The sequence below is a fragment of the Ruegeria sp. EL01 genome (genome assembly GCF_900313035.1).
Taxonomy (GTDB): Bacteria; Pseudomonadota; Alphaproteobacteria; order Rhodobacterales; family Rhodobacteraceae; genus Ruegeria.
Genome location: NZ_OMPS01000046.1, coordinates 613175 through 634829, shown reverse-complemented (window position 1 = coordinate 634829; position 21655 = coordinate 613175). Strand labels below are relative to the sequence as shown.

Below are 21655 nucleotides of genomic sequence, written 5' to 3'. Positions count from 1 at the left end.
CGATGAAGGCTCCGAACCACGTAACAGTCGGCGGTGCCCCTGAAGGGTTTGACGCACAGCTTGTGCTGAACGAAATTGCGCGGTCGGGCGCACCGGTTTGCCATGTGGCCCGCGATGACAAGCGGATGGAGGCGATGCGGGCGGCGTTGTCTTTCTTTGCACCGGATATGCCGGTCTTTGTTTTCCCCGGTTGGGATTGTCTTCCCTATGACCGTGTATCGCCCAATCCTGATATCTCGGCCGCACGTGTGGCGACGCTGGCCGTGCTGGTGCACCAGATGCCGCAACAGTTTGTTCTGCTGACGACGCTGAATGCCGCAACGCAAAAGGTTCCGGCGCGCGATGTTTTGCGCGAGGCGGCATTTACCGCCCGGGTCAATCATCGCATCAACGAGGGCGCTTTGCGGAATTTCCTCGTTCGCATGGGGTTTACCCAAAGCCCAACGGTGATGGAGCCTGGAGATTACGCAATCCGGGGCGGTATCATCGATATCTTCCCGCCGGGCGAATCCGGCCCGGTTCGCCTTGATCTGTTCGGCGACGTTTTGGACGGCGCCCGTCGGTTCGATCCCGTGTCACAGCGCACGACCGAGAAACTGGATGTGGTCGAGTTGGCACCGGTGTCCGAGGTTATTCTGGACGAGGCGGCGATCACTCGGTTCCGCCAGAACTACCGGATTGAATTCGGCGCGGCAGGGACGGATGATCCGCTGTACGAAGCGGTCAGTGCCGGGCGCAAGCATCAGGGGATGGAGCATTGGCTGCCCTTCTTCCACGAAAAGCTGGAAACTTTGTTTGACTATCTGCCGGACGCGACGATTTCTGTCGATGATCAGGTGACGCCAACGCGGTTGGCGCGGTGGGACAGTATCGAAGACCAGTATGAGACGCGGAAACATGCGCTGGAAAATCGCTCGCGCATGGACACGGTCTATAAACCCACACCGCCCGCCTTGTTGTATCTGGATGACGCGGCCTGGGATCAGGCAGTGGGCGACAGGCGGATGATGCAGTTCAGCCCGTTGCCCCAGGCCAGTGGGCCAGGTGTGATTGATGCGGGCGGGCGGATCGGACGAAACTTTGCCCCCGAACGTCAACAAGAAAGCATAAGTCTGTTTGGCGCGCTGGCGGGTCACATCACGGACAAGTTGGGCAAGGGTCCGGTGCTGATCGCATCCTATTCGGAAGGGGCGCGGGAACGGCTGACGGGTTTGATTGAGGATGAAGGTCTGGCAGAGGCGGTTCCGGTCGCTGACGGCACCCGCATCGGCAGGCGCGGTCTTCATCTGGCCGTCTGGGCGCTGGAACATGGGTTTGAAACCCCGGATCTTACAGTGATCGCGGAACAGGATGTGCTGGGTGATCGGTTGATCCGCCAGCCCAAGAAACGCCGCAAGGCCGAGAATTTCCTGACCGAAACCCAATCGCTGAGCCCGGGCGATCTGGTTGTCCATGTGGATCACGGCATCGGGCGCTATATGGGCATGGAAGTGGTCACCGCCGCAGGCGCTGCCCATGAATGCCTGCTGCTGGAGTATGCGGAGCAATCCAAGCTGTACCTGCCGGTCGAAAACATCGAGCTGCTGTCAAAATACGGCCATGAAGAGGGGCTGTTGGACAGGCTCGGCGGCGGCGCTTGGCAGGCCAAGAAGGCCAAGCTGAAAGAACGTATCCGCGAGATGGCGGACAAGCTGATCCGCATCGCAGCCGAACGCGCGTTGCGTAAGGCGCCGGTGATGGACCCTCCGCCGCACGCGTGGGAGGAGTTCAGCGCCCGGTTCCCCTATCAGGAAACTGACGACCAATTGCGTGCCATTGCCGAGGTGATGGAGGATATGCATTCAGGTGCGCCGATGGATCGCTTGATCTGTGGTGACGTCGGGTTCGGCAAAACCGAGGTTGCCATGCGCGCCGCTTTTGTGGCTGCGATGTCGGGTGTGCAAGTGGCGGTCATTGCACCCACGACTTTGTTGGCGCGGCAACATGCGGCCAGTTTTCGCGAACGTTTCCGGGGCTTCCCAATGGAGGTTCGTCAACTGTCCCGTTTTGTGTCGACAAAAGACGCGCAACAGACCCGGGACGGGATGGCGCGCGGTACGATCGACATCGTGATCGGCACCCACGCGCTGTTGGCCAAGGGAATACGGTTCAATAATCTGGGCCTGCTGATCATCGATGAAGAACAGCATTTTGGCGTGGCCCATAAAGAGCGGCTGAAACAAATGCGATCGGACGTCCACGTGCTGACCCTGACTGCAACGCCGATCCCTCGGACCCTGCAACTGTCCCTGACCGGTGTGCGTGATCTGTCGATCATTGGCACGCCGCCCATCGACCGGCTGGCGATCCGAACCTATGTCAGCGAATTTGACGCGGTGACGATACGCGAGGCGCTGCTGCGCGAGCATTATCGCGGCGGGCAGAGCTTTTATGTTGTTCCACGCATCTCGGATCTGCCCGAGATCGAGGAATTCCTGAAGGAACATCTGCCGGAACTGACATATATGGTGGCGCATGGCCAGATGGCGGCTGGCGAGCTCGATGATCGGATGAACGCCTTCTACGATGGGAAATACGATGTCCTGCTGGCCACAACGATTGTGGAAAGCGGCTTGGACATTCCCACGGCGAACACCATGGTCGTGCACCGCGCGGATATGTTTGGGTTGGCCCAGCTTTATCAGATCCGGGGTCGCGTTGGGCGGTCCAAGACGCGTGCTTATGCCTATCTGACGACAAAACCGCGCCAAAAACTGACCACCACCGCCGAAAAACGGCTGCGTGTGCTGGGTTCGTTGGACACGTTGGGGGCAGGGTTCACTCTGGCCTCACAGGATCTCGATATTCGCGGTGCCGGAAACCTGTTGGGTGAGGAACAGTCCGGTCAGATGCGTGATGTGGGCTATGAGCTTTATCAATCGATGCTGGAAGAGGCGATCGCCAAGATCAAGGCGGGCGAGATGGAGGGCCTCAGCGAGGCCGATGATCAATGGGCGCCGCAGATCAATCTGGGCGTGCCGGTTCTGATCCCCGAAGACTATGTGCCCGATCTGGACGTGCGCCTGGGCCTGTATCGTCGCCTGTCTTCGCTTTCCACCAAGGTAGAACTGGAAGGGTTTGCTGCCGAGCTGATCGACCGTTTTGGCAGCCTGCCGAGAGAGGTCAATACCTTGATGCTGGTGGTGCGGATCAAGGCGATGTGCAAACGGGCGGGCATTGCCAAGTTGGACGGTGGGCCGAAGGGGGCCACGATCCAGTTCCACAACGACAAATTCGCCTCACCTCAGGGGTTGGTTGAATTCATTCAGGCCCAGAGGGGTTTGGCCAAGGTCAAGGATAACAAGATCGTGGTGCGTCGGGATTGGAAAAGGGACAGCGACAAGATCAAAGGTGCCTTTGCCATTGCACGGGATCTGGCAGAGAAAGTTGTTGCCCAGAAGAAAAAGGCCAAGGTCTAATCGCCCGAGACAAATGTGCAAAGTTGCCAGTCGCCGCCCTCGGATTTGACCAGGGCGGCGCGGTAGCCAACCATAGACCACAAAAAGTCACTGTGCATATGGCCGAAGGTGCCATCCGTCAGGCGCACTTTCTGATACTCGGCCCCGTCCCGATAGTCCGGGACTAGAACCACCTCATGGCTGATCAGGCCGATAATGCCCTCGCTGCGTGAGGGGCCCCGGCGTAGCGTGACTTTCTCGCCGGTGACGAAATAAGCGGTGAACGGATCAAGGGACGCGGGCAGACTGATCTGCCATTGATGCGGCATCCAGAACTCATCCTGATCGTCGAAATAGCCGGGTCGGGACAGGGTGTCTTGCAGCGCAGCCCAATAGCTTTCGCGGATTTCATCGGCCTGATCCCGAAATTCGTCGGAGAGTTTTTCGGGATCGACCGTCAGGTTTTCGCGCAACTCCTCTGGCCCACCGTCGCCGCCATGGCTGAGGTAGATATCAGGACAGGCGCTGGCCACGACAGCCTCGGTATCGCGTGCGGTGACTTTGGTTAATAGGTCTTCGCGAAAGGCGACAAGCGCGGGGTCACGGTCAGCCTGATCAACGGGTGGAAAGGACTGACGATCAGCCAAGGCCGGGCCACAGAATACGGCAAGCAGCAGGACAGGCAGGTACTTCATTCGGCGGCTTTCATTGCAGCTTGCGCACAGAAGCAGGAGGCACGAACAGCCCGGTCGGCGCGTGCCAGTGCAAGGTCAAGGCGTTGTTTAATTTGTTTGATCTCAATATCTTCTCCGCGTGCCTTCAGGCAATCATGCAAGCCTTTCAGGCTCCAGACATTGTCTGGATGGATCGACGCACGGCTGAGGGTTCCGCCCAGTCCCAGATCCTCGCGATAAACGGCCTCGGCCTCGGCCACATGACCTTGTTCGAACAACAGCGCCCCAAGCGCGTGGCGGGTTGGTTGCATCCAACCCCACGGCTCGTCGTATGGAAGGGTGTCGTCGAGATCGACCGAACGGCGTAGATGGGTATAGGCCGCATCAAAATGCCCTTTGCGATATTCAATCTCGCCCCGCAGCATTTCTTTTGCGATTTCAAGAAGATCAATGACGCGGTTATTATGTAACAGGCGTGAGTCAGGCACGCTTGACATGGCAGCCAGAAATTCCTGCTCCTCCGCTTCCGCCTGTGCCACTTGATCCGTGGCAGCAAAGGCAATGGCGCGCGCGTAGTGGACAGTTGCAGTCAGGGTGCAGTACAATTCGGGGTCCGAGGGCAAATCAAGCGCCTTAGCCTCTTCCCACCGTCCAAATCGGATCAGGATGTGGGGGCCCATGGACATGTAGCTTTCAAAAAAATCGGCCATCGGTGGGCTTTCGATGCGCAGCATATCCTCGGGCGTGGTGTCCCAGAGGCCCTGATTGGCCCGTAAGGCCGGCTCCATCTGGCCCAGAAACAGCGCGCCGTAGATGGTGAAGTGGTAATCGTGCTGGCGATAGCCGGTGTAAATGTTGAACGCGCCTTCTCGTTCATAATACTTCAGGTCGGCTTCGGTTGCCTTTTCATTCCAGTGTACAACGTTGTGATAATGCCCACACAGCACGTCGATATGGGTCGGCATATGCACAAGATGCCCTGCGTCGGGCACGAGTGTCCGCAGCACATCCCCAGCCTTAAGCGCCTTTTCCGGTGTCGGTGACATCTCCATCAGGTGGACATAAAGGTGCAGCAAGCCGGGATGTGACATGGCAGCAGGATCATTGGACATGGCCCATTCCAGTGCCTCTTGCGCCTCAAGCGTGGCGGCGCCTTTGGCGGGCTGACCGCTTTTCAGATCCCACATCTGCCAGGGCGTGAGGTTCAGCAACGCTTCGACAAAAACGCTGCGCAGGTCCAGGTGATCCGGATGCGCAGCGAATGTCGCACGCATGGCGTCCGCGAAATCGTGATCCCATTTGTGCGTATCCGGGAGAGGATCACGTTGAGGATACCGTGCGGGCAGGGCGCGGATCAGCGCTTGTTCGACATCGGTGCACTGCTCCATATGCGCCAGTGCCTTTTGGGCGGCGTCATAGGCCAAGGCCAGTGCCTTTTGCTTGCCGCGGTCATCCTGCAGATCCCATGGCAGGTTATAATTCGGGCCCGCCGCATAGGCGACACCCCAATGCGCCATGGCACAATCCGGGTCATGTTCCACAGCACGTTGAAAGCAAACAACGGCCTCTTCATGGTTAAAGCCATATGTCCAGTTCAGACCCCGATCGAACCAGAGCTGTGCTTCGGGTGACGTGGTTGTAACCGGACAGGAATAGATGCCCAAATCGTAATAATCGCTCATTGTATGACTCCCCTCGGCTTGCTCAAGAGGTTAGCGCGATTCAGCCGCGCAGCACAATTCAGGCAGGCAGTCTGACTTCGATCCGTCCCATGTGAACCATTAAGCCGAAGGCAATGATGCACATGATCAGAATGCTAGTCGTCAAGGGGGTCAGGGATCCGTCAAACAACAGGCCGACTGGGGCTGCGATGGCAGCGGCCAGAACAGTTGATACGGACCCGATCACCGAGGCTGCCATGCCTGCGATGTGGCCCATAGGCTCCATCGCGATGGCATTCAGATTGCCCAGTGTTACGCCGGCCATGAAAAACACCATGGTTTGCCAGAACACGAACAGAGCAAACGAGATGTCCGGCGACAACTGCAGTGCACTCAGGGTCATTATGGTTGCAGTGACCAGGATTTGCCCGCCAAGGGCCCAGGTGACCATTCGGCGCATGCCTACACGCACGACCAAGGCCGCATTCAACAAGCTGGCCGACCCGGCGACCAGCGCCACCAACGCGAACCAGAACGGAAAGCTTTCGGCACGATCATGGATCACGTCATACACCGGTTGGACCATGGTCAACATGGTGAACAACATCCCCAAGCACAGGGTCTGAACTACAATAGACAGGCGCACCGTAGGATGGGCAAACATCTCTTTCGTGGCAGAGATCATCAGCGGCAGGCGGATCGGTCGACGGTTTTCACGGGCAAGTGATTCCGGCAAGCGTATACCCATCCAGGAAACGACGATCAGGGCAAACAGGATGAAAGACACAAAGATTCCAGGCCAGCCGAACAGGGCGATCACACCTGCGCCCAGCATAGGTGCGAATGCAGGGACCAGCGTGAAGATCAGCATCGCAATCGAGACAATCCGCGCCATTTCGCGCCCCGAGTACAGATCGCGAATGATGGCCATGGCCACAACGCGTGGTCCGGCAGCGCCAAGCCCCTGAACCACTCGTGCAATCAAAACCATTTCCAACGAGGAACTGGCCCAGGCAACGGCCGAGGCCAGAATGTAAAGGGTCACGCCGCCGTAGATGACCGGCTTGCGTCCGACCGCGTCGGACAGAGGGCCAGTAAAGAACGTGCCAATCCCCATGCCCAATACAAACGACGTCAGGATCAGTTGCGCCCGGTTCATGTCATCTGGGCTTAGTTGCGCGCCGATCTCGGGCAGGGCGGGCAGCATTGAATCAATCGAAAAGGCAATGGTGGCGAACATCATTGCGATCAATGCAATGAACTCCGCCTTCGACATGCGGTTTGCCATGAAGGTCTCCTAACCCGTTTGCGCTATCACGGCGGATCGGGTTGCGCCAGACCGGAAATTTGCACAGACCTATGTGCTATTCTGCAGGGGAAGCCTCAAGTTGAGACATGATCTCGCCAATCACTTTTGCCCACATTTCAGGGGGTTGCGCGCCGGGAACTGCGTGTTGATTGGCCACAATGAAGGTCGGGACCGAGCTGACGCCCATTTCCCGTGAGTGGGTATCGCGCTTGCTCATGTCTTCGCGGTCGGCGTCTGATTTCAGCAACTTCATGACCACGGCTGCATCCATTCCGGCACCGTCAGCGATATCTGCCAGCACCTCGGGGTCGCCAATGTCGCGGGCCTGAACGAAATAGGCATCGAACAGCGCATCGACGACCGCGTTTTGCTTGCTTTCAATGCCAGCCCAATGGATCAAGCGGTGTGCGTCCAGCGTATTGGGCGTTCGTTTCATGCCCTCAAAATCGATCTTCAAGCCGGCGTTTTCGGCATGTTCAACCACTGGTGCGTAGGCGCTCACCGCACCTTCCTTGCCGCCGAACTTACGTTCCAGGTATTCGCGTCGATCCATACCCGCATCCGGCATGTCCGGGTTCAGCTGAAACGGGTGCCATTCGATCACGAAAGGATGATTCGGAACGGCGGCCAGCGCTTTGTCCAGATGGGTCTTTCCGATATAGCACCACGGGCAGATCGGATCAGACAGGATATCGAGCTTGACGGTCTGGGTCATTCGGTAGACGCCTTGAAATAGGCCGGCAGGGCGCGGCGCAGGAGTTTGCCGTTGCCACCACTGGGCAATGCGGTCAGATGAACAAAGGCACGCGGTTGTTTGTACCGGGCTAGGTTGGCCTCCACATAGGTGCGTAACAGGCCTTCGTCCAGCTTTTCGGGCCCGGTGTAGAAAGCAGCTATCACAAATGTGTCCTCTTTGACTTCGACCGCTGCTGCGCCAACCTGCGTGATACCGGGAAAGCGGGATAAGATGGCTTCGACTTCGACCGGTGAGACGCGGTAGCCTCCTGCGTTCATCATATCGTCATCTCGACCCAGATAGGTGATCTGCCCATCAACAGCCATTGCGCCCTGATCGCCGGTCAGGAACCAGTCGCCTTGCATCCGCGCCTGCGCCTCGTCAGGGGCATTGAGATAGGTCAGCATCAGCCCCGGGTCGGACCGGTGGATGGCGATTGTTCCCTCTTGCCCTTGTGGCACAGGACCATCGGGCCCTAGAACGGCGACCCGGCGTCCCGGTTGTGGTTGTCCCAGCGCCTCACCGCGCGCCGGATGTGCCGGGCTGGACGAGATGAAGGTCGAACATTCGGACATGCCATAGGCTTCGTATAGCTCGGTTTCTGTGGCGTGTTGCCAATGCTCGCGCAAATGGCGCGACAGTTTTTCGCCAGCGCAGAGGCCGTGGCGTAGGCTAGGCAGATCAATCTGATCCGGATGTGAGAGCAGTTTGCGATAGACCCCGGGCGCTGCGGCAAAGATTGTGGCCCGGTGCTGGCGCAGCAAGCTGGGCAATGACGAGATCTCAGTGCCAGGTTCAGGGATCAGAGCAGTAGCGCCGATGGTCCAGGGATCCATCAGCCCGGTGCCCAGCGTATAGGTCCAGTTGAACGCGCCTGCGTGGCACAGCCTGTCGTCTTCTCGTAGGCCGTACCAGCCATCCACCATCATCTGCCGTGCCCAGATCGCACGATGCGCATGGGCCACCGCGCGCGGCTTGCCTGAAGTTCCCGAGGTATAGACCACATAGGCCAACCGCTCCGGATCACCCATGGCATAATCGGTAGGAGGCAGGTCGCGCATGGCGATCAGCTCTGCCAGGTCGATCTGCCGGGGATGCGACGCGCAGCTGACAGTGGGGTCTCGCAGAATAGCCGCAGGTGACAGATCTTCGATCATGCGTACGGTTTCGGGTTCCGTCAGCTGCGATGAGGTGGGTACGGGCACGATGCCCACGGCGATTGCCCCCAAATAGGCGATCGGAAAGTCCACTGTATTGCCCAAACGCATCAGCACGACGTCTCCGGGTCTCAGCCCGGTCTTCAACAGGCCCGTTCCGGTTCCAAGAATGGCCACTTGCAGGTCGCGATATGTCCAGTCGATGGCGCCGTCCGCGCCAAGTACCGACAAGGCGGTTTTGGTTGCGCACCGATCTGCCTGTCGCAGGACATGCGCGGCCAGATTGAAGGGCGAAGGGCAGGGCGGCGGCGGTCCCTGATCAAAGATCGACAACATGACGACTGGCTATCGCGGTGCATGGCGCGTTGCAAGCACGGCTGGCTGGCCCTATAGAAAGGCGCATGAGCACCCAAGACCCCAAATCCCTTATCCGTATTGCCCGCGACGCAGGCGATCATTCGGAACTCGAACCGCTGGACCTTGGCGCAAGAGTGCGAGAGCTGCGCAAGGCGCGGAATTGGACGCTGGAACAGGCTGCCAGTCAGGCGGGGCTTGCGCGATCAACGCTGAGCAAGATCGAGAATGGGCAGATGTCGCCGACCTATGACGCGCTTAAAAAGCTGGCGATCGGGTTGGAAATCTCTGTACCGCAGCTGTTCACGCCGCCGCAGCGGGATCAGGTGATCGGACGCATGGCTGTGACCCGAATGGGTGAAGGCGCCGCACATGCCACCACGACATATGAGCATGAGTTGCTGGCCGAAACGCTGACCAAAAAGCAGATGCTGCCGTATCGGGCCCGTGTTCGTTCGCGATCAATGGACGAGTTTGAAGGCTGGGTGCGCCATGACGGCGAAGAGTTCATGTATGTGCTAACCGGCGTTGTTCGCCTGTACACAGAGTTCTATGAACCCGTTGAAATGCGCCGCGGGGACAGCGCCTATTACGATGGAAGCATGGGGCATAACGTGATTTCGGTCAGCGATGAGGATGCGACGATCCTTTGGGTGACATCACTGTCCTAAGATGCAGGGACCAGAAGTTCCCGGTTCAGGCGTTCTGTAAACAGAAAATCCTCAACCTCTTCATGGGCCTCATTGACCGTCAGTTGGTGGCGTTCGGCCAGGTAGGCTTCGAACCGTTTACGATCCTTGCAGACACGCATCATGTCCCTATCGCGTAGGTTCGGGAAACGGCGTTTGGCGCGCTCATAGGTCGCGCCCCAGTCTTTCGTGATATCTGTCCAGTTCAGCATGCGCGAGCTTTCCGTTGTTCGGGTTCAGGACTGCTCTCCCCAGATACAAGGTACGAATGGGTTGACGTTACGTGAGACATGACAAAATGTCGCAGGCATTGGGGGCTTGAGTTTGGAACCTTCGCGCTGCAGCGCGTTTTGCTCAAGACGAGTGAAATTTTGTTTCTGATGGGTGTCCGCGCGCCTGATTCTGTTCAGGCTGGATCGCGCCGATCAGGCTTATGTGTCAGAAATATATAAATATTTGTATTGTGATTGAGGTTACATGCTTCGCGTACTGTAATAGGCTGAAGCGCGCATGTTGGCAGTTATTTTCATTTGCGCCGAATGTGGTTAAGGCGGCAATATATAGAAGTCGTTGTGGAAACTTCCCAACATCTTGTGTTGTTGCGCGATGTGCCAGATTTTGCCGAAAAACCGCCGATGATGACTTCTACAGAATGGGCTATCACCGAAAGAAGACAAAAACCGTTCGGTTTTCAGCCTCAAACTTAGTGAATCGACGCATTCCCTTGCCTGCATCGCCCGAATCCGTGGACCATCCCCAGGCGATCCATCTGGGGATGGGCGCGCGCGCTACTCCTCGTACCACCACACTTCGGGCATATATTGCGGTCCGTCGCCATAGATCGGCAGCGTGTCCGGGAACTTCAACGTGCTGACATGGGCGATCCGTCCGACATCAAAGCTCCAGATCGGGATCACATAGCGGCCAGCCGTCAGAACCCGGTCCAGGGCCCGTGTGGCGGCCACGAAATCCTCGCGCGATTCCGAGGCGAGCATGGCGTCGATCATTCCGTCCACGGCCGGTGATGCAACGCCCATCAGGTTGCGCGTTCCGGGTGCGTCGGCGTTCTCGCTGCCCCAATACAGGCGCTGCTCGTTTCCAGGGGACAGTGACATGGCGCGCCGGAATGGCGTGACATCGAAGTCCAGCTCGGCGGTGCGGCCAGTATATTGCGCGTTGTCCACCTGTTCGGTCAGAACCTGAATGCCCAAACGTTCAAGTGCGCGGGCATAGATTTCGACCGCTGTCGCCATATCGGTGTCGCCTTGTTGCAGCAACACGGTCATCTTGAAGGCGTCACCATTCTGGTTGCGTAACACGCCGCCCTGAATGGTCCACCCGGCCTCGGCCAACAGCTTTGTGGCTTTGCGAATATTAGCCCGGTTTCGCGCTGAGCCGTCACCCTGGGGCGGAACGTAACCTTCAAGCGTGCCGGGCAGAAGATTATCCGCGAACGGCAGCAGCAATTCTTCGACCCTACCAGTCGCAGGACCAGATTGCATCGCCAGGTCCGAGCCAGAGAAATACGACGTGATGCGCGGCTGCGCGCCGCCGGTAATGGTGTCGTTGATGAACTCAAAATTGAAAGCCAGCGTCAGGGCTTCGCGCACACGCCAGTCATCAAACGGGGCCTTGCGGGTGTTCATGACAAACCCGGTCATGCCCGATGGTTTGCCATGGGGGATCTCGGTCTTGATCACATCTCCGCGCTGGACCGCTGGAAAGCCGTATTGATTGTCCCATTTGTCAGCGTTGAATTCGCGCACTGCGGACAGTTCACCGGCCTTGAATGCTTCGAACAGAACGGTTGCGTCGCCATAAAACTCGATCCGCATTTCATCCAGATTCATAGTGCCACGCCGGAATGGAATGTCGGTGCCCCAATAGTCAGGATTCAGGCGCAGGTTTACGTAGCGACCCGCCTCGTAGCTATCGACAACATAGGGTCCGCTGCCAATCGGTACGTCCGGCAACTGACCATCCGCGAAGTCTTTTCCGTCCCATTGTGCCTTTTGCAGAATTGGGCGCAGGCCCGCGATCAGGGCCAGTTCCCGATCGGGTTCGTTGAAGGTGATCCGAACCGAACGCGGGCCGGTTTGTTCTATGCTGTCGATTTTGCCCCACAATCCCCGATACCGCAGGTGACCTTCGGTGCCGAGGGTTTCATAGGACCAGATGACATCGTCAACGGTTACCGGGCTGCCGTCGGAAAACCGGGCGTCTTCCCGTAGGGTGAATTTGACCCAAGACCGGTCTGGTGCCGTCTCAACTGATTCGGCTAACAGACCGTAAAGAGTGAAAGGTTCGTCCCAGGACCGGCCCATCAGGCTTTCATGGGTCCAAAATCGCAATTGCCACGGCGAGGTGCCTTTTTGCAAAAACGGATTCAAGCTGTTAAAGCCGCCGGTGTTTCCAAAAACAACCTTTCCACCTTTCGGCGCGTCGGGATTTGCGTAGGGCAACGACACAAAATCCGGTGGTAGAGCCGGGTCGCCGTACATAGCTATGCCATGGGCCGATTCTGCGGAGGCCAGCGAGGCGGCAAAAATGGAAGCGATTCCCGCAATCAAAGGACGAACGGGGCGGAGGAAATCGGGGCTCATTTTGGAAACAATCCTGCTCTGGCCTTATTTTGTTTGGGATTCACCGTAGCCATGATTTTTCTTATTATCAAACTTTTAGCTTGGACGAAGGCGCAGAATTGCTTATAAAGGACGTACTGCTCGATAGGTTTCTTGCCTGTATGAAACCTGCCTCAATAACTTAACGCCCGCTTCGTGCGGGCGTTTTTTTTGGTGGCAAGGATTTTGCAGTTGCGGCGTTGATCCCCGATGATTCCCCGTTTTCCTTGCAGGTGCAGCATGGCATTGTGCACATAGTCAAATGCTGAGGGAGAACGCTCATGACCCTGTCGGGCAAAACTGCAATCGTCACGGGATCGAATTCGGGAATCGGGCTTGGCGTCGCGCGCGAACTGGCCAAGGCTGGCGCAGATGTTGTTCTGAACTCGTTCACGGATCGCGATGAAGACCACGCGCTGGCGGCCGAGATCGCGGCGGAAACCGGCACGAACACGCGTTACATCAAGGCCGACATGTCCAAGGGGGACGAATGCCGTGCCCTGATCGAGACGGCCGGAGCCTGCGATATTCTAGTGAACAATGCGGGCATTCAGTATGTCTCGCCGATTGATCAGTTCCCGGTCGACAAATGGGACGCGATTATTGCGATCAACATGAGCTCGACCTTTCACACAACCGCAGCTGCATTGCCGATGATGCGCAGCGCAGGTTGGGGCCGGATCGTGAATATTGCCTCGGCGCACGGGCTGACGGCATCCCCGTTCAAGTCAGCTTATGTGGCGGCCAAGCACGGCGTGGTCGGGATGACCAAATCCGTGGCGCTGGAAACCGCTCAGGAACCGATCACCTGCAACGCGATCTGCCCTGGTTATGTTCTGACGCCGCTGGTTGAAGCTCAGATTCCGGACACGATGAAGGAATACAGCATGAGCCGCGAAGACGTGATTAAGAACGTCATGCTTGAGCGTCAGCCGTCAAAAGAATTTGCAACCGTTGAACAACTGGGTGGGACAGCCATTTTCCTGTGCTCGGATGCAGCGGCGCAAATCACGGGTACCACCATTTCTGTGGATGGTGGCTGGACGGCGCTTTAAGGTTTGTTTGGGCGTTGGAGTTCTCATGAAAGGGAAAACAACTGAATGAGAAAAACTGGATTTCGCTACTTCAAGTTGGTTGATGAGATTGCGGTTGATACACCATGTTTGCAGTACTTCAGGATTTCTTATGAAGGTGCGATGTTGGAAGCCATCAATCACTATCCGTCTGCCTCACCGAAGAGAAGCTCCAGCCCCGAAGTCTTAAGAGTTGGAGAGGATAATCTTATTGGATCGTTGTCAATTGGCCTCGAACCTCCAGATGAGTTCGAAGAGGAATGGGATGGTGGATATTCGATAGAGATTTCAAGAGATGAGTTTGAGAAAGCTCTAGAAGCTGCGCTCGGTAATGAGTGACGGAGGCCGCAATTGAAAAAGATCAATCTGGCATTGCAGGGCGGCGGGGCACATGGGGCGTTTACCTGGGGGGTTCTTGATCGCCTGCTGGATGAAGAAGACATCGAGGTTGCGGCCATCACTGGAACCTCAGCCGGGGCGCTGAACGGTGCCGCGTTTAAGGCCGGTATGGTGCACGCAGGCCGTGAAGGCGCCCGCGCGCAGCTGGACGGTCTTTGGAAGCGTATGGGTGCTATTGGCGACATGCGGATGGCCAATTGGTTCCGCGGAGTAGAGCCTGCGCAGATTGCACAAGCCATGGAGTATTCGGTGCCGTATTCCATTGGCGATGCGTTGTCGCGGATGGTGTCGCCCTACGCCTACGGTCCGTTTTATAGCAACCCTTTGGAATCGGTAGTGGATCGGTTCAACTTCAACGAAGTTTGCGCGGATCAGGGGCCAAGCCTGTTTGTATGTGCCACATGCGTGCGTAGCGGCAAGATCCGAATATTCACCGGAGACGAGATTTCAACGGATGCGATTCTGGCCTCGGCGTGTTTGCCTAGCTTGTTCAAAGCGGTTGAGATCTATGACCCCGCAACCGAACGGACCGAGGCCTATTGGGATGGTGGCTACACCGGCAATCCGGCGCTGTATCCATTGTTCGACGCGGCCCTTCCCGAAGATGTGGTGATCGTCAACATTAACCCGCTGGAGCGGGACGAGCTTCCGGTTACCCCTCAGCAGATCCAGAACAGGATCAATGAGATCAGCTTCAACTCTTCGCTGTTTCGCGAATTGCGGGCGATCAACTTTGTTCAGCGCCTGCTAGAGGATGGTAAGCTGAAACCCGGTGAGATGAGCCGGGTTCTGGTTCACATGATCGCCGACAACGAGCTGATGAACAGCCTGTCCGTGGCTACAAAAACAGTGCCGAACCCAGTGATCCTGCACAAGCTGAAGATAGCCGGACGCGAGGCGGCAGATGGGTTTCTGTCTCGCCACAAGGACGATCTTGGTCAGACCAGTACGTTGGATTTACCCGCTATGTTCGGGTGACTCTTCCGGTGGTTGCGTCGGATCGGCGCCGTTGGGATAGACCAGCCCTGCTGAAATCACCAATTTGGCGGCATCTTCGATCGACATATCCAGCAAGATTACGTCTTCGGCAGGAAAGAACAGCAGGAACCCTGATGTGGGGTTTGGTGTCGTCGGCACAAAGATACTCAGCAACTCGCCACCGGTTTCCGCCTTCTGACTGACTTCACCTTTGGCCGTTGTGGACACAAACCCAATCGCCCAAATGCCGCGCCGCGGGTATTGGATAAGGCAGGCTTTCTCAAAGGACCGCTCGGTCTGGGCAAATACCGTTTCCGAGATCTGTTTGATGCCGGAATAGACGGATCGAACCACCGGCATCCGATTTACAACACGTTCGCCAAAATGAATCAGCGACCGCCCCAGAATGCCTTTGGCCACCCAACCAACAAGCACTGTAAAGATCAGAAAGAAAACGACGCCGACACCGCGCAGGTTGATGCCGACATATTGCTCGGGCCGGAACTGGTGCGGGATCAGCGGCAACACAGCGCTGTCGATCCAGCCAACGACGGACCAGATCAGCCAGATCGTCAGCCACACCGGCGCGATGACGACGATGCCCGTCAGGAAAGACGCACGGAACCGTGCGAAAAGGCCAGGGCGGCGTTGGGGTTCTTCGTCGAAGGGTGTGTTCATTGCAGTTCCGAGTGGTTTGCAGATTTAGGTAGGCAATCCGCAGCCTTAGTGCAATAGGTCAGACCTACATGCCCTTCGCCAGCGCCTTGGCGATGGCAGCTGCCAGCCGGGCATTGTTACGCACCAACGCGATGTTGGCCGTCAATGAACGGCCTTCGGTTTTTTCGTAGATCCGCTGCAACAGGTAGGGTGTGACGGCCTTTCCGGTAATTCTGTGCGCGTCCGCATCTGCTTGCGCGGATGCGATGATCGGGGCCAGTTCCTCGGCCGGGATTTGATCTGCGACCGGGATCGGATTGGCGACCAGCTGCCCGCCCGGTAACCCAAGGGCGCGACGGGTAGCATGCGCCCGGGCGATGTCTTCGGCACTGTCCATGCGCAAGGGCGCGCTGTAGGGCGACTTGGCAGACCAGAAGGCGGGAAACGCGTCCTGACCATGTGCGATGACTGGCACGCCCAGCGTCTCCAAAACCTCAAGCGTTTTGGCAAGGTCAAGGATGGCTTTGGCGCCAGCAGCCACCACCGTGACAGGGGTTTGACCCAATTCGTGCAGGTCAGCGGAGATATCAAATGAGGTCTCCGCACCCTGATGCACCCCGCCGATGCCGCCAGTGGCAAACACCTCGATGCCTGCGTAGTTGGCGGCGATCATTGTGGCCGCGACCGTTGTTGCACCGGTGCCGCCTGCAGACATGCACGCCGCCATATCCGCGCGCGAGATTTTTGCCACGCCTTGGGCTTGCCCAAGGGCCTTCAACTGGTCGGCCTCAAGCCCCACATGCAGCTTGCCTTCGATCACCGCCATGGTGGCGGGAACGGCGCCGGCATCGCGGATGTCCTGTTCAACCTGTGCCGCGACTTCGATGTTTTGCGGATAGGGCATGCCATGCGTAATGATGGTGCTTTCAAGCGCGACGATCGGCTGGCCAGCCTCTTTGGCGGTGCGGACCTCGGCGGAATATTGAATGTCGATCACAGTGGGGTTTCTCCGGAAACATAAGTTGCGGCTGCATGCAGAGCGCGTTTGAGAGCCGTGTCGTTGTCTTCGCCACTGGCTTCGGCAGCGATGTGGGCTGCCATGAAAGTATCGCCAGCACCTGTCACGCGTGTGACAAGGACGGACGGCGGAGTTTGCGTCAGAACGCCCGAAGCCGTTCCTACGGTTGCTGAACTGCCGCCATCGGTGACCAGCACACGCAATGCGCCGCGGTCCAGCAAGCCTTTGGCAGCGCTTTCCGAATCTTCGAATTCGCGCTGGCACAGCAGACCGGCCTCTTCCAAGTTTACATAGAGCGTGGCGCGGGCGTGTTTAAGGAAAGGTTGCAGGCGCTCGGCTTTACCGGGTGAGGCGGGGGCCACGCGCAGATCGGCACGGGCAAATGCCGGGCTTTGCGCAATCTCTTCCAGCAAATCTAATGTCAGATTGCCGTCCAGTGCGATCGGCCCTTCGAAAGGCGTGTTCTCGTGCCCCAAAGGCCCGTGCATCAACGGGCGCAGAATCTTGGCACCGGCAGCTTCCAAGGAATGAGCGTCGGCAATTGCCGCGATCAAGCCATTGGCACCTTCGACCGCCATGTAGCGATCGGTTGGCAGGTCTTGGGAGCGGTAAATGTGATCCGTGACCATGCCCAACCGGGCGCAAGAATGGACCAATTCATCGCCTTCGGGATCGCGGCCAATGGCGGTCAACAGGGTCGGGGTCATGCCAAATCGCACCAATGTCATGGCAATGTTCATTGCCACGCCGCCGGGCAGGCGGGTGATCCGCCCCGGTACGTCTGATCCTTGCCGCATGGCGCTGGCAGATCGTCCGATCACGTCCCACAGGACCGAGCCGATACACAGGATTTCGCTGTTCTGAGTCATCGTGCTGTCATGCCGCAGCCCTGATGCCCGTGCAAGTGAGAAGTCGCTGTCCGTGGAGATTCCCGGTGGGGACCCGCCTGCGCGGTGCTTTGGGCTTGCGATCACCTTGTTTCGGAAACACACTCGGGCCAAATGTTTGATGATTTGATTTGTAGCCCGGAGCGTTTCTTATGAGAGATGGTTTCAAACCTGCCATCCTCAGCCGTTTGAAAGTTCTGGTGTTGAGTGTTGTGGCCCTGCTTCCAAGCTTCGCTCTCGCGCAATCTCCGGGACCGACTATTGTCGAAGTCTGGACAAAGTCAGACACTTTGTTTCTGGACATCAGCCTGAATGCCGAAGCGTTTCTGGCCGGAATTGATCCGCAAAGCGCGACCGGTTTTGACGACAACCGTCACTACAAGGATTTGCGCCAATTGGTGTCGTCCGAGTTAGAGCCAAAGGTGAAAGCCTTCGCCAAACCGTGGATGCAAACCTTGCAGGTCGATGTCGCGGGCCCGGTTGTTTTGTCTTATGAAGGCGTGAGTATCCCTGTTGTCGGCGATCCCGAAACGGTGCGGGTTTCAAAGCTGTTGTTGACGGCGCCTCTGCCCGAAGGTGCTTCCGGGTTTCGACTGACTTGGCCTGATGGCAGCGGGTCAGCGGTTATCAAGCAGCAACGCGTCTCGGCCCCCTACACGGGGTACTTGATCGGTGGGCAAACGACTCCGGTGATTCCGCTTCAGGGTGGGGCGGCCCTGACCACCGAACAAACCCTGCGGACGTTTGTTCCCAAGGGTCTCTCAGAGGTTCTGACCAGCGGCCCCAAACCAATATTGCTTGTCCTTACGCTGGTGTTTCTGTCGCTGAATTTGCGCCCGTTTTTGATGCAACTGCTTTTCTTCTCGCTGGGGATCGTGATTGGATTGGGTGCCGGAGCGCTCGACGCCCTGAGCATTTCTGCGGCTGCCGCATCGCAGTCCTTGGCGATCGTTGGTCTGGCGGTGTGGAACCTGATCTCTCGGCGAATGCAGATCCTGCGCGTGATCGCCGTTTTTGCGGCCGGACTGCTTCTGGGGCTGGCGTTGACCTTTGCCCTGACCAAGATTGGTGTGCCACCGAACCATCTGCCTCCGGCGATATTGGGGTTTGCGGGCGGGGCCGTGTTGGCCCTGTGTGCCGTTGCTTTTGCGGCCTTTGCAGCATCCGTCGTGATCACCGGCGGATCGCACCGCTTACAGGGCCGGGCTTCGATCCTGGCTTCGATGGTGATTGCAGGTGTCGGCGTGTTTTTAACAGTCGAGCCGTGGCTATTTGGCTAGGGCACGTTAGCCAGCAGGGCGTTCAAAGCTCCCGCAGGATCATCGCTCGACCAGATCTCATCCCCGATTCCAAAGAAATCGGTGCAGGGGCTGAGATCGCGGATCAATTCCGGGGTCAGACCACCTTCGGCCACAACCGGAACCTCGATCATCTCGGACCACCACTGAAAAAGGTCTTTTTCGGCCAGCGTACCGTCACCCAGTGAAGACGTTCCCACCGGACCAAAAGCCACATAATCCACACCAGCTTCGCCTGCTGTCATGCCATCATGGCTGGACGTGCCGCAAAAGCTGCCGACGATGGCATCTGTACCCAGTTCCTTGCGGGCCGCACGGACAGATCGCGCGGCGTCATCCAGATGCACCCCGTCCAAACCAAGCTTTTGCGCCAGTAGAACATGATTCGAGATCACCAATGCCACGTCGCGCGCATGGGCGACCTCGCGGCAGGCGTCGGCAGCGCGGGAAATGGCGTCTTCATCATTGCCTGCCAGCGCCAATCGGATGCAGGCTATTTCGGCCCCATCCAGAACGCGGGCCAGTTGGTCCGGGAACGTGCTGAGCGCGACGGTTGGCGGCGTGATCAGGTAAATCTGCGGCTGCTCGGCGGTGTCCATTGGCGCGTCCTTCGCTGTCAGTCTTTGGCGCGGTTTAGCGGATTGCGGCGGGGAAGCAAACTTTTATGCCTGCGGCTGTGGGATTTGACGGTCAGGGTGGCTTGCTCTGTCGTGTTGACGGGATTAGAGCAAGCGGAACTTTTGGAGTGAATGATGCCTAGCGACAGATCCCAGCCCTCATTCGTGCTTGTACGCCCGCAAATGGGCGAAAACATCGGCGCCGCGGCGCGGGCGATGTGGAACTTTGGTCTGGATCGGATGCGGATCGTGGCCCCCCGGGACGGATGGCCGAACCCCAAGGCGGTGGCCATGTCCAGCGGCGCGGGTCGTTTGCTGGACGAGGCGCAGCTGTTTGACGATCTGTCCGGCGCGCTTGGTGATCGCACTTATGTTTTTGCCACAACTGCTCGCCAGCGCGGGTTGACCAAACCGGTATTCAGCCCCGAACACGCCATGCAACTCGCAGCTGACAAAGTTGCGGCGGGCGAGAAAGTCGCGGTCTTGTTTGGTCCCGAACGGGCCGGGCTGGAAAACGAGGATATCGCCAAGGCCAACGCCATTATCTCGGTTCCCGTGAATCCGGAATATGCTTCGTTGAACTTGGGGCAATGTGTGTTGCTGACCGCTTATGAATGGATGCGCCAGTCTGGCGTCGTGGAGCATGAGTCCACTGATCTGGGAAAAGGCGACTGGGCCACCGGCATTGAGGTAGAAAAACTGGTCGAGCATTACGAGGATCGGTTGGACGAGGCCGGGTTCTTTTATCCCCCTGAAAAGGCCGAAAGCATGAAGGTCAACCTGCGCAATCTGTGGTCGCGGATGCGGATGACGCGGGCGGATGTGCAGATGCTGCACGGGGTGATGCGGCAGATGGTCCGCTGGAAGGACAGGGGCTGAGGCTGGACCTTGGTCGCCCATGGCCCTAGCTTGCAAAAAATCCAAGGCAGGAAGAGGACGGCATGAGCGGTAAGCGCAGCATCTTCGAAGACGTCTCAGACACAGAAAAACAACAGGCGGTTCAGCCTGGCATGATCGACAAAGGTCGCGGTGGCGCGCGCGGGGCTATTCGCGTCTGGTTGATGATCCTGTTTGCCTTGGTTGTCGTGATGATCGCGGTGGGCGGCCTCACCCGTCTGACGGACAGTGGCTTGTCGATCACTGAATGGCGTCCGATCACCGGGGCGATCCCTCCGATGTCCGAGGCCAACTGGCAATCTGAGTTCGACAAGTACAAACAAATCGACCAGTGGCGGATTCAGAACCAGTGGATGGAACTGGCAGATTTCAAAACCATCTATTGGTGGGAATGGGGTCATCGCCAATTGGGCCGTGTGATCGGTTTGGTCTGGGCAATCGGCTTCTTCGGTTTCCTGATTGCGCGGAAAATTCCAACCGGATGGGCTGGCAAATTGCTGATCCCCGGCGTTCTGGGTGGTGCGCAAGGCGCGGTCGGCTGGTGGATGGTCGCGTCCGGCGTAACGCAGGGCGAGGGGATGACCGCTGTGGCCAGCTATCGTCTTGCCACGCATCTGGGCCTGGCCTTTGTCATTCTTGGTTTTCTGGCGTGGTACATCTTTGAACTGGGCCGCGACGAACGCGACTTGATGCAGGCGCGGCGCGCGAAAGAGGCTAAACTCTTCTCGCTGTCCACAGGCCTGATGCATTTCGCTTTTTTACAAATACTCATTGGCGCGCTGGTTGCCGGGATCGACGCCGGGCGATCTTATACCGACTGGCCGCTGATCGGGGGGCAAATCCTACCGCCCGATGCCACGATGCTGGAGCCGATGTGGCGAAACTTTTTCGAAAGCCCCGGTCTGGTGCAGTTTATCCACCGCTGTGCCGGGTATTTTCTGTTTGCCTTCGGTATTGTGGTGTGGCGGCGCGGCAGTTCCAGCGCCCATCCGCAGACACGTTTTGCCTTCAACGCGGCCTTTGCAGCCCTGTCGCTGCAAGTCGTGGTTGGGATTCTGACCGTTGTTTATGGCGCGCCATGGCAGATCGCCATTATCCACCAATTCCTTGCGGTTGTTGTCTGGGCGCTGATCCTGCGCGCACGCTTCCTGACCGCTTATCCTATCGCAACCTCGCTTCGTGGAGCATGACTT

Annotated in this window: 19 protein-coding genes; 8 read left to right on the top strand and 11 right to left on the bottom strand. The window is 57.9% G+C overall.

What is annotated here, in order from left to right:
• Positions 1-2 precede the first annotated feature (2 nt).
• Positions 3-3458, top strand: coding sequence for a transcription-repair coupling factor (mfd, locus tag D9K61_RS23485; protein WP_120635583.1), 3456 nt, complete (start codon positions 3-5; stop codon positions 3456-3458).
• Here the strand turns inward: mfd and D9K61_RS23480 are convergent.
• The 5 genes from D9K61_RS23480 to D9K61_RS23460 all read right to left on the bottom strand — a co-directional run bounded on the left by D9K61_RS23480 (position 3455) and on the right by D9K61_RS23460 (position 9310).
• Positions 3455-4132 carry an SH3 domain-containing protein gene (locus D9K61_RS23480; RefSeq protein WP_120635582.1) on the bottom strand — a complete coding sequence of 226 codons (678 nt, stop codon included), beginning with the start codon at positions 4130-4132 and terminating at the stop codon, positions 3455-3457. The two genes, mfd and D9K61_RS23480, sit on opposite strands and share 4 nt — an antisense overlap.
• A complete protein-coding gene (locus D9K61_RS23475; protein ID WP_120635581.1) occupies positions 4129-5793 on the bottom strand; it encodes a tetratricopeptide repeat protein in 1665 nt (554 codons plus the stop codon). Before D9K61_RS23475 ends, D9K61_RS23480 begins: the two co-directional genes overlap by 4 nt.
• Before the next feature lie 58 nt (positions 5794-5851).
• Positions 5852-7060, bottom strand: a complete 1209-nt coding sequence (locus D9K61_RS23470; protein WP_120635580.1) for a multidrug effflux MFS transporter — start codon at positions 7058-7060, stop codon at positions 5852-5854.
• Between the two features lie 76 nt (positions 7061-7136).
• Complete coding sequence (locus D9K61_RS23465; RefSeq protein ID WP_120635579.1) at positions 7137-7796, bottom strand: DsbA family oxidoreductase; 660 nt, start codon at positions 7794-7796, stop codon at positions 7137-7139.
• Entirely contained in the window at positions 7793-9310 is a 1518-nt protein-coding gene (locus tag D9K61_RS23460; protein WP_120635578.1) for a class I adenylate-forming enzyme family protein, read from the bottom strand. Before D9K61_RS23460 ends, D9K61_RS23465 begins: the two co-directional genes overlap by 4 nt.
• Positions 9311-9375: 65 nt before the next feature.
• Here D9K61_RS23460 and D9K61_RS23455 point away from each other — a divergent pair, with 65 nt between their 5' ends.
• On the top strand, positions 9376-9999 hold the full coding sequence (locus D9K61_RS23455; protein WP_120635577.1) for a helix-turn-helix domain-containing protein: 624 nt from the start codon (positions 9376-9378) through the stop codon (positions 9997-9999).
• Here D9K61_RS23455 and D9K61_RS23450 read toward each other — a convergent pair.
• Both D9K61_RS23450 and D9K61_RS23445 read right to left on the bottom strand, forming a co-directional pair.
• The gene (locus tag D9K61_RS23450) at positions 9996-10229 is read right to left on the bottom strand and encodes a hypothetical protein (RefSeq protein WP_120635576.1); all 234 of its coding nucleotides are present in this window, start codon (positions 10227-10229) and stop codon (positions 9996-9998) included. The two genes, D9K61_RS23455 and D9K61_RS23450, sit on opposite strands and share 4 nt — an antisense overlap.
• Positions 10230-10805: 576 nt before the next feature.
• On the bottom strand, positions 10806-12620 hold the full coding sequence (locus D9K61_RS23445; RefSeq protein WP_120635575.1) for an extracellular solute-binding protein: 1815 nt from the start codon (positions 12618-12620) through the stop codon (positions 10806-10808).
• 299 nt (positions 12621-12919) lie between these two features.
• Between D9K61_RS23445 and D9K61_RS23440 the strand changes: the two genes are divergently transcribed.
• The 3 genes from D9K61_RS23440 to D9K61_RS23430 are packed head-to-tail and all read left to right on the top strand — an operon-like array spanning position 12920 to position 15088.
• Entirely contained in the window at positions 12920-13693 is a 774-nt protein-coding gene (locus D9K61_RS23440) for a 3-hydroxybutyrate dehydrogenase (RefSeq protein ID WP_120635574.1), read from the top strand.
• A 45-nt stretch (positions 13694-13738) separates the two neighbouring features.
• Entirely contained in the window at positions 13739-14050 is a 312-nt protein-coding gene (locus D9K61_RS23435) for a hypothetical protein (protein ID WP_120635573.1), read from the top strand.
• A gap of 12 nt (positions 14051-14062) precedes the next feature.
• Complete coding sequence (locus D9K61_RS23430; protein WP_120635572.1) at positions 14063-15088, top strand: patatin-like phospholipase family protein; 1026 nt, start codon at positions 14063-14065, stop codon at positions 15086-15088.
• Here D9K61_RS23430 and D9K61_RS23425 read toward each other — a convergent pair.
• The 3 genes from D9K61_RS23425 to D9K61_RS23415 all read right to left on the bottom strand — a co-directional run bounded on the left by D9K61_RS23425 (position 15068) and on the right by D9K61_RS23415 (position 17632).
• Complete coding sequence (locus D9K61_RS23425; protein ID WP_120635571.1) at positions 15068-15766, bottom strand: DUF502 domain-containing protein; 699 nt, start codon at positions 15764-15766, stop codon at positions 15068-15070. The two genes, D9K61_RS23430 and D9K61_RS23425, sit on opposite strands and share 21 nt — an antisense overlap.
• A gap of 64 nt (positions 15767-15830) precedes the next feature.
• The gene (locus D9K61_RS23420; protein ID WP_120635570.1) at positions 15831-16742 is read right to left on the bottom strand and encodes a pseudouridine-5'-phosphate glycosidase; all 912 of its coding nucleotides are present in this window, start codon (positions 16740-16742) and stop codon (positions 15831-15833) included.
• Entirely contained in the window at positions 16739-17632 is an 894-nt protein-coding gene (locus tag D9K61_RS23415; protein WP_120635569.1) for a PfkB family carbohydrate kinase, read from the bottom strand. The genes D9K61_RS23420 and D9K61_RS23415 overlap by 4 nt, the downstream gene beginning before the upstream one ends.
• Before the next feature lie 170 nt (positions 17633-17802).
• Between D9K61_RS23415 and D9K61_RS23410 the strand changes: the two genes are divergently transcribed.
• Complete coding sequence (locus tag D9K61_RS23410) at positions 17803-18930, top strand: HupE/UreJ family protein (RefSeq protein ID WP_120635568.1); 1128 nt, start codon at positions 17803-17805, stop codon at positions 18928-18930.
• Here D9K61_RS23410 and D9K61_RS23405 read toward each other — a convergent pair.
• Positions 18927-19547, bottom strand: coding sequence for a thiamine phosphate synthase (locus D9K61_RS23405; RefSeq protein WP_120635567.1), 621 nt, complete (start codon positions 19545-19547; stop codon positions 18927-18929). The two genes, D9K61_RS23410 and D9K61_RS23405, sit on opposite strands and share 4 nt — an antisense overlap.
• A 153-nt stretch (positions 19548-19700) precedes the next feature.
• Between D9K61_RS23405 and D9K61_RS23400 the strand changes: the two genes are divergently transcribed.
• Positions 19701-20444 carry an RNA methyltransferase gene (locus tag D9K61_RS23400; protein WP_120635690.1) on the top strand — a complete coding sequence of 248 codons (744 nt, stop codon included), beginning with the start codon at positions 19701-19703 and terminating at the stop codon, positions 20442-20444.
• Between the two features lie 62 nt (positions 20445-20506).
• Positions 20507-21652 (top strand): heme A synthase, encoded by a 1146-nt coding sequence (gene ctaA, locus D9K61_RS23395; protein ID WP_120635566.1) that lies wholly within the window; start codon positions 20507-20509, stop codon positions 21650-21652.
• The last annotated feature ends 3 nt before the right edge of the window (positions 21653-21655 follow it).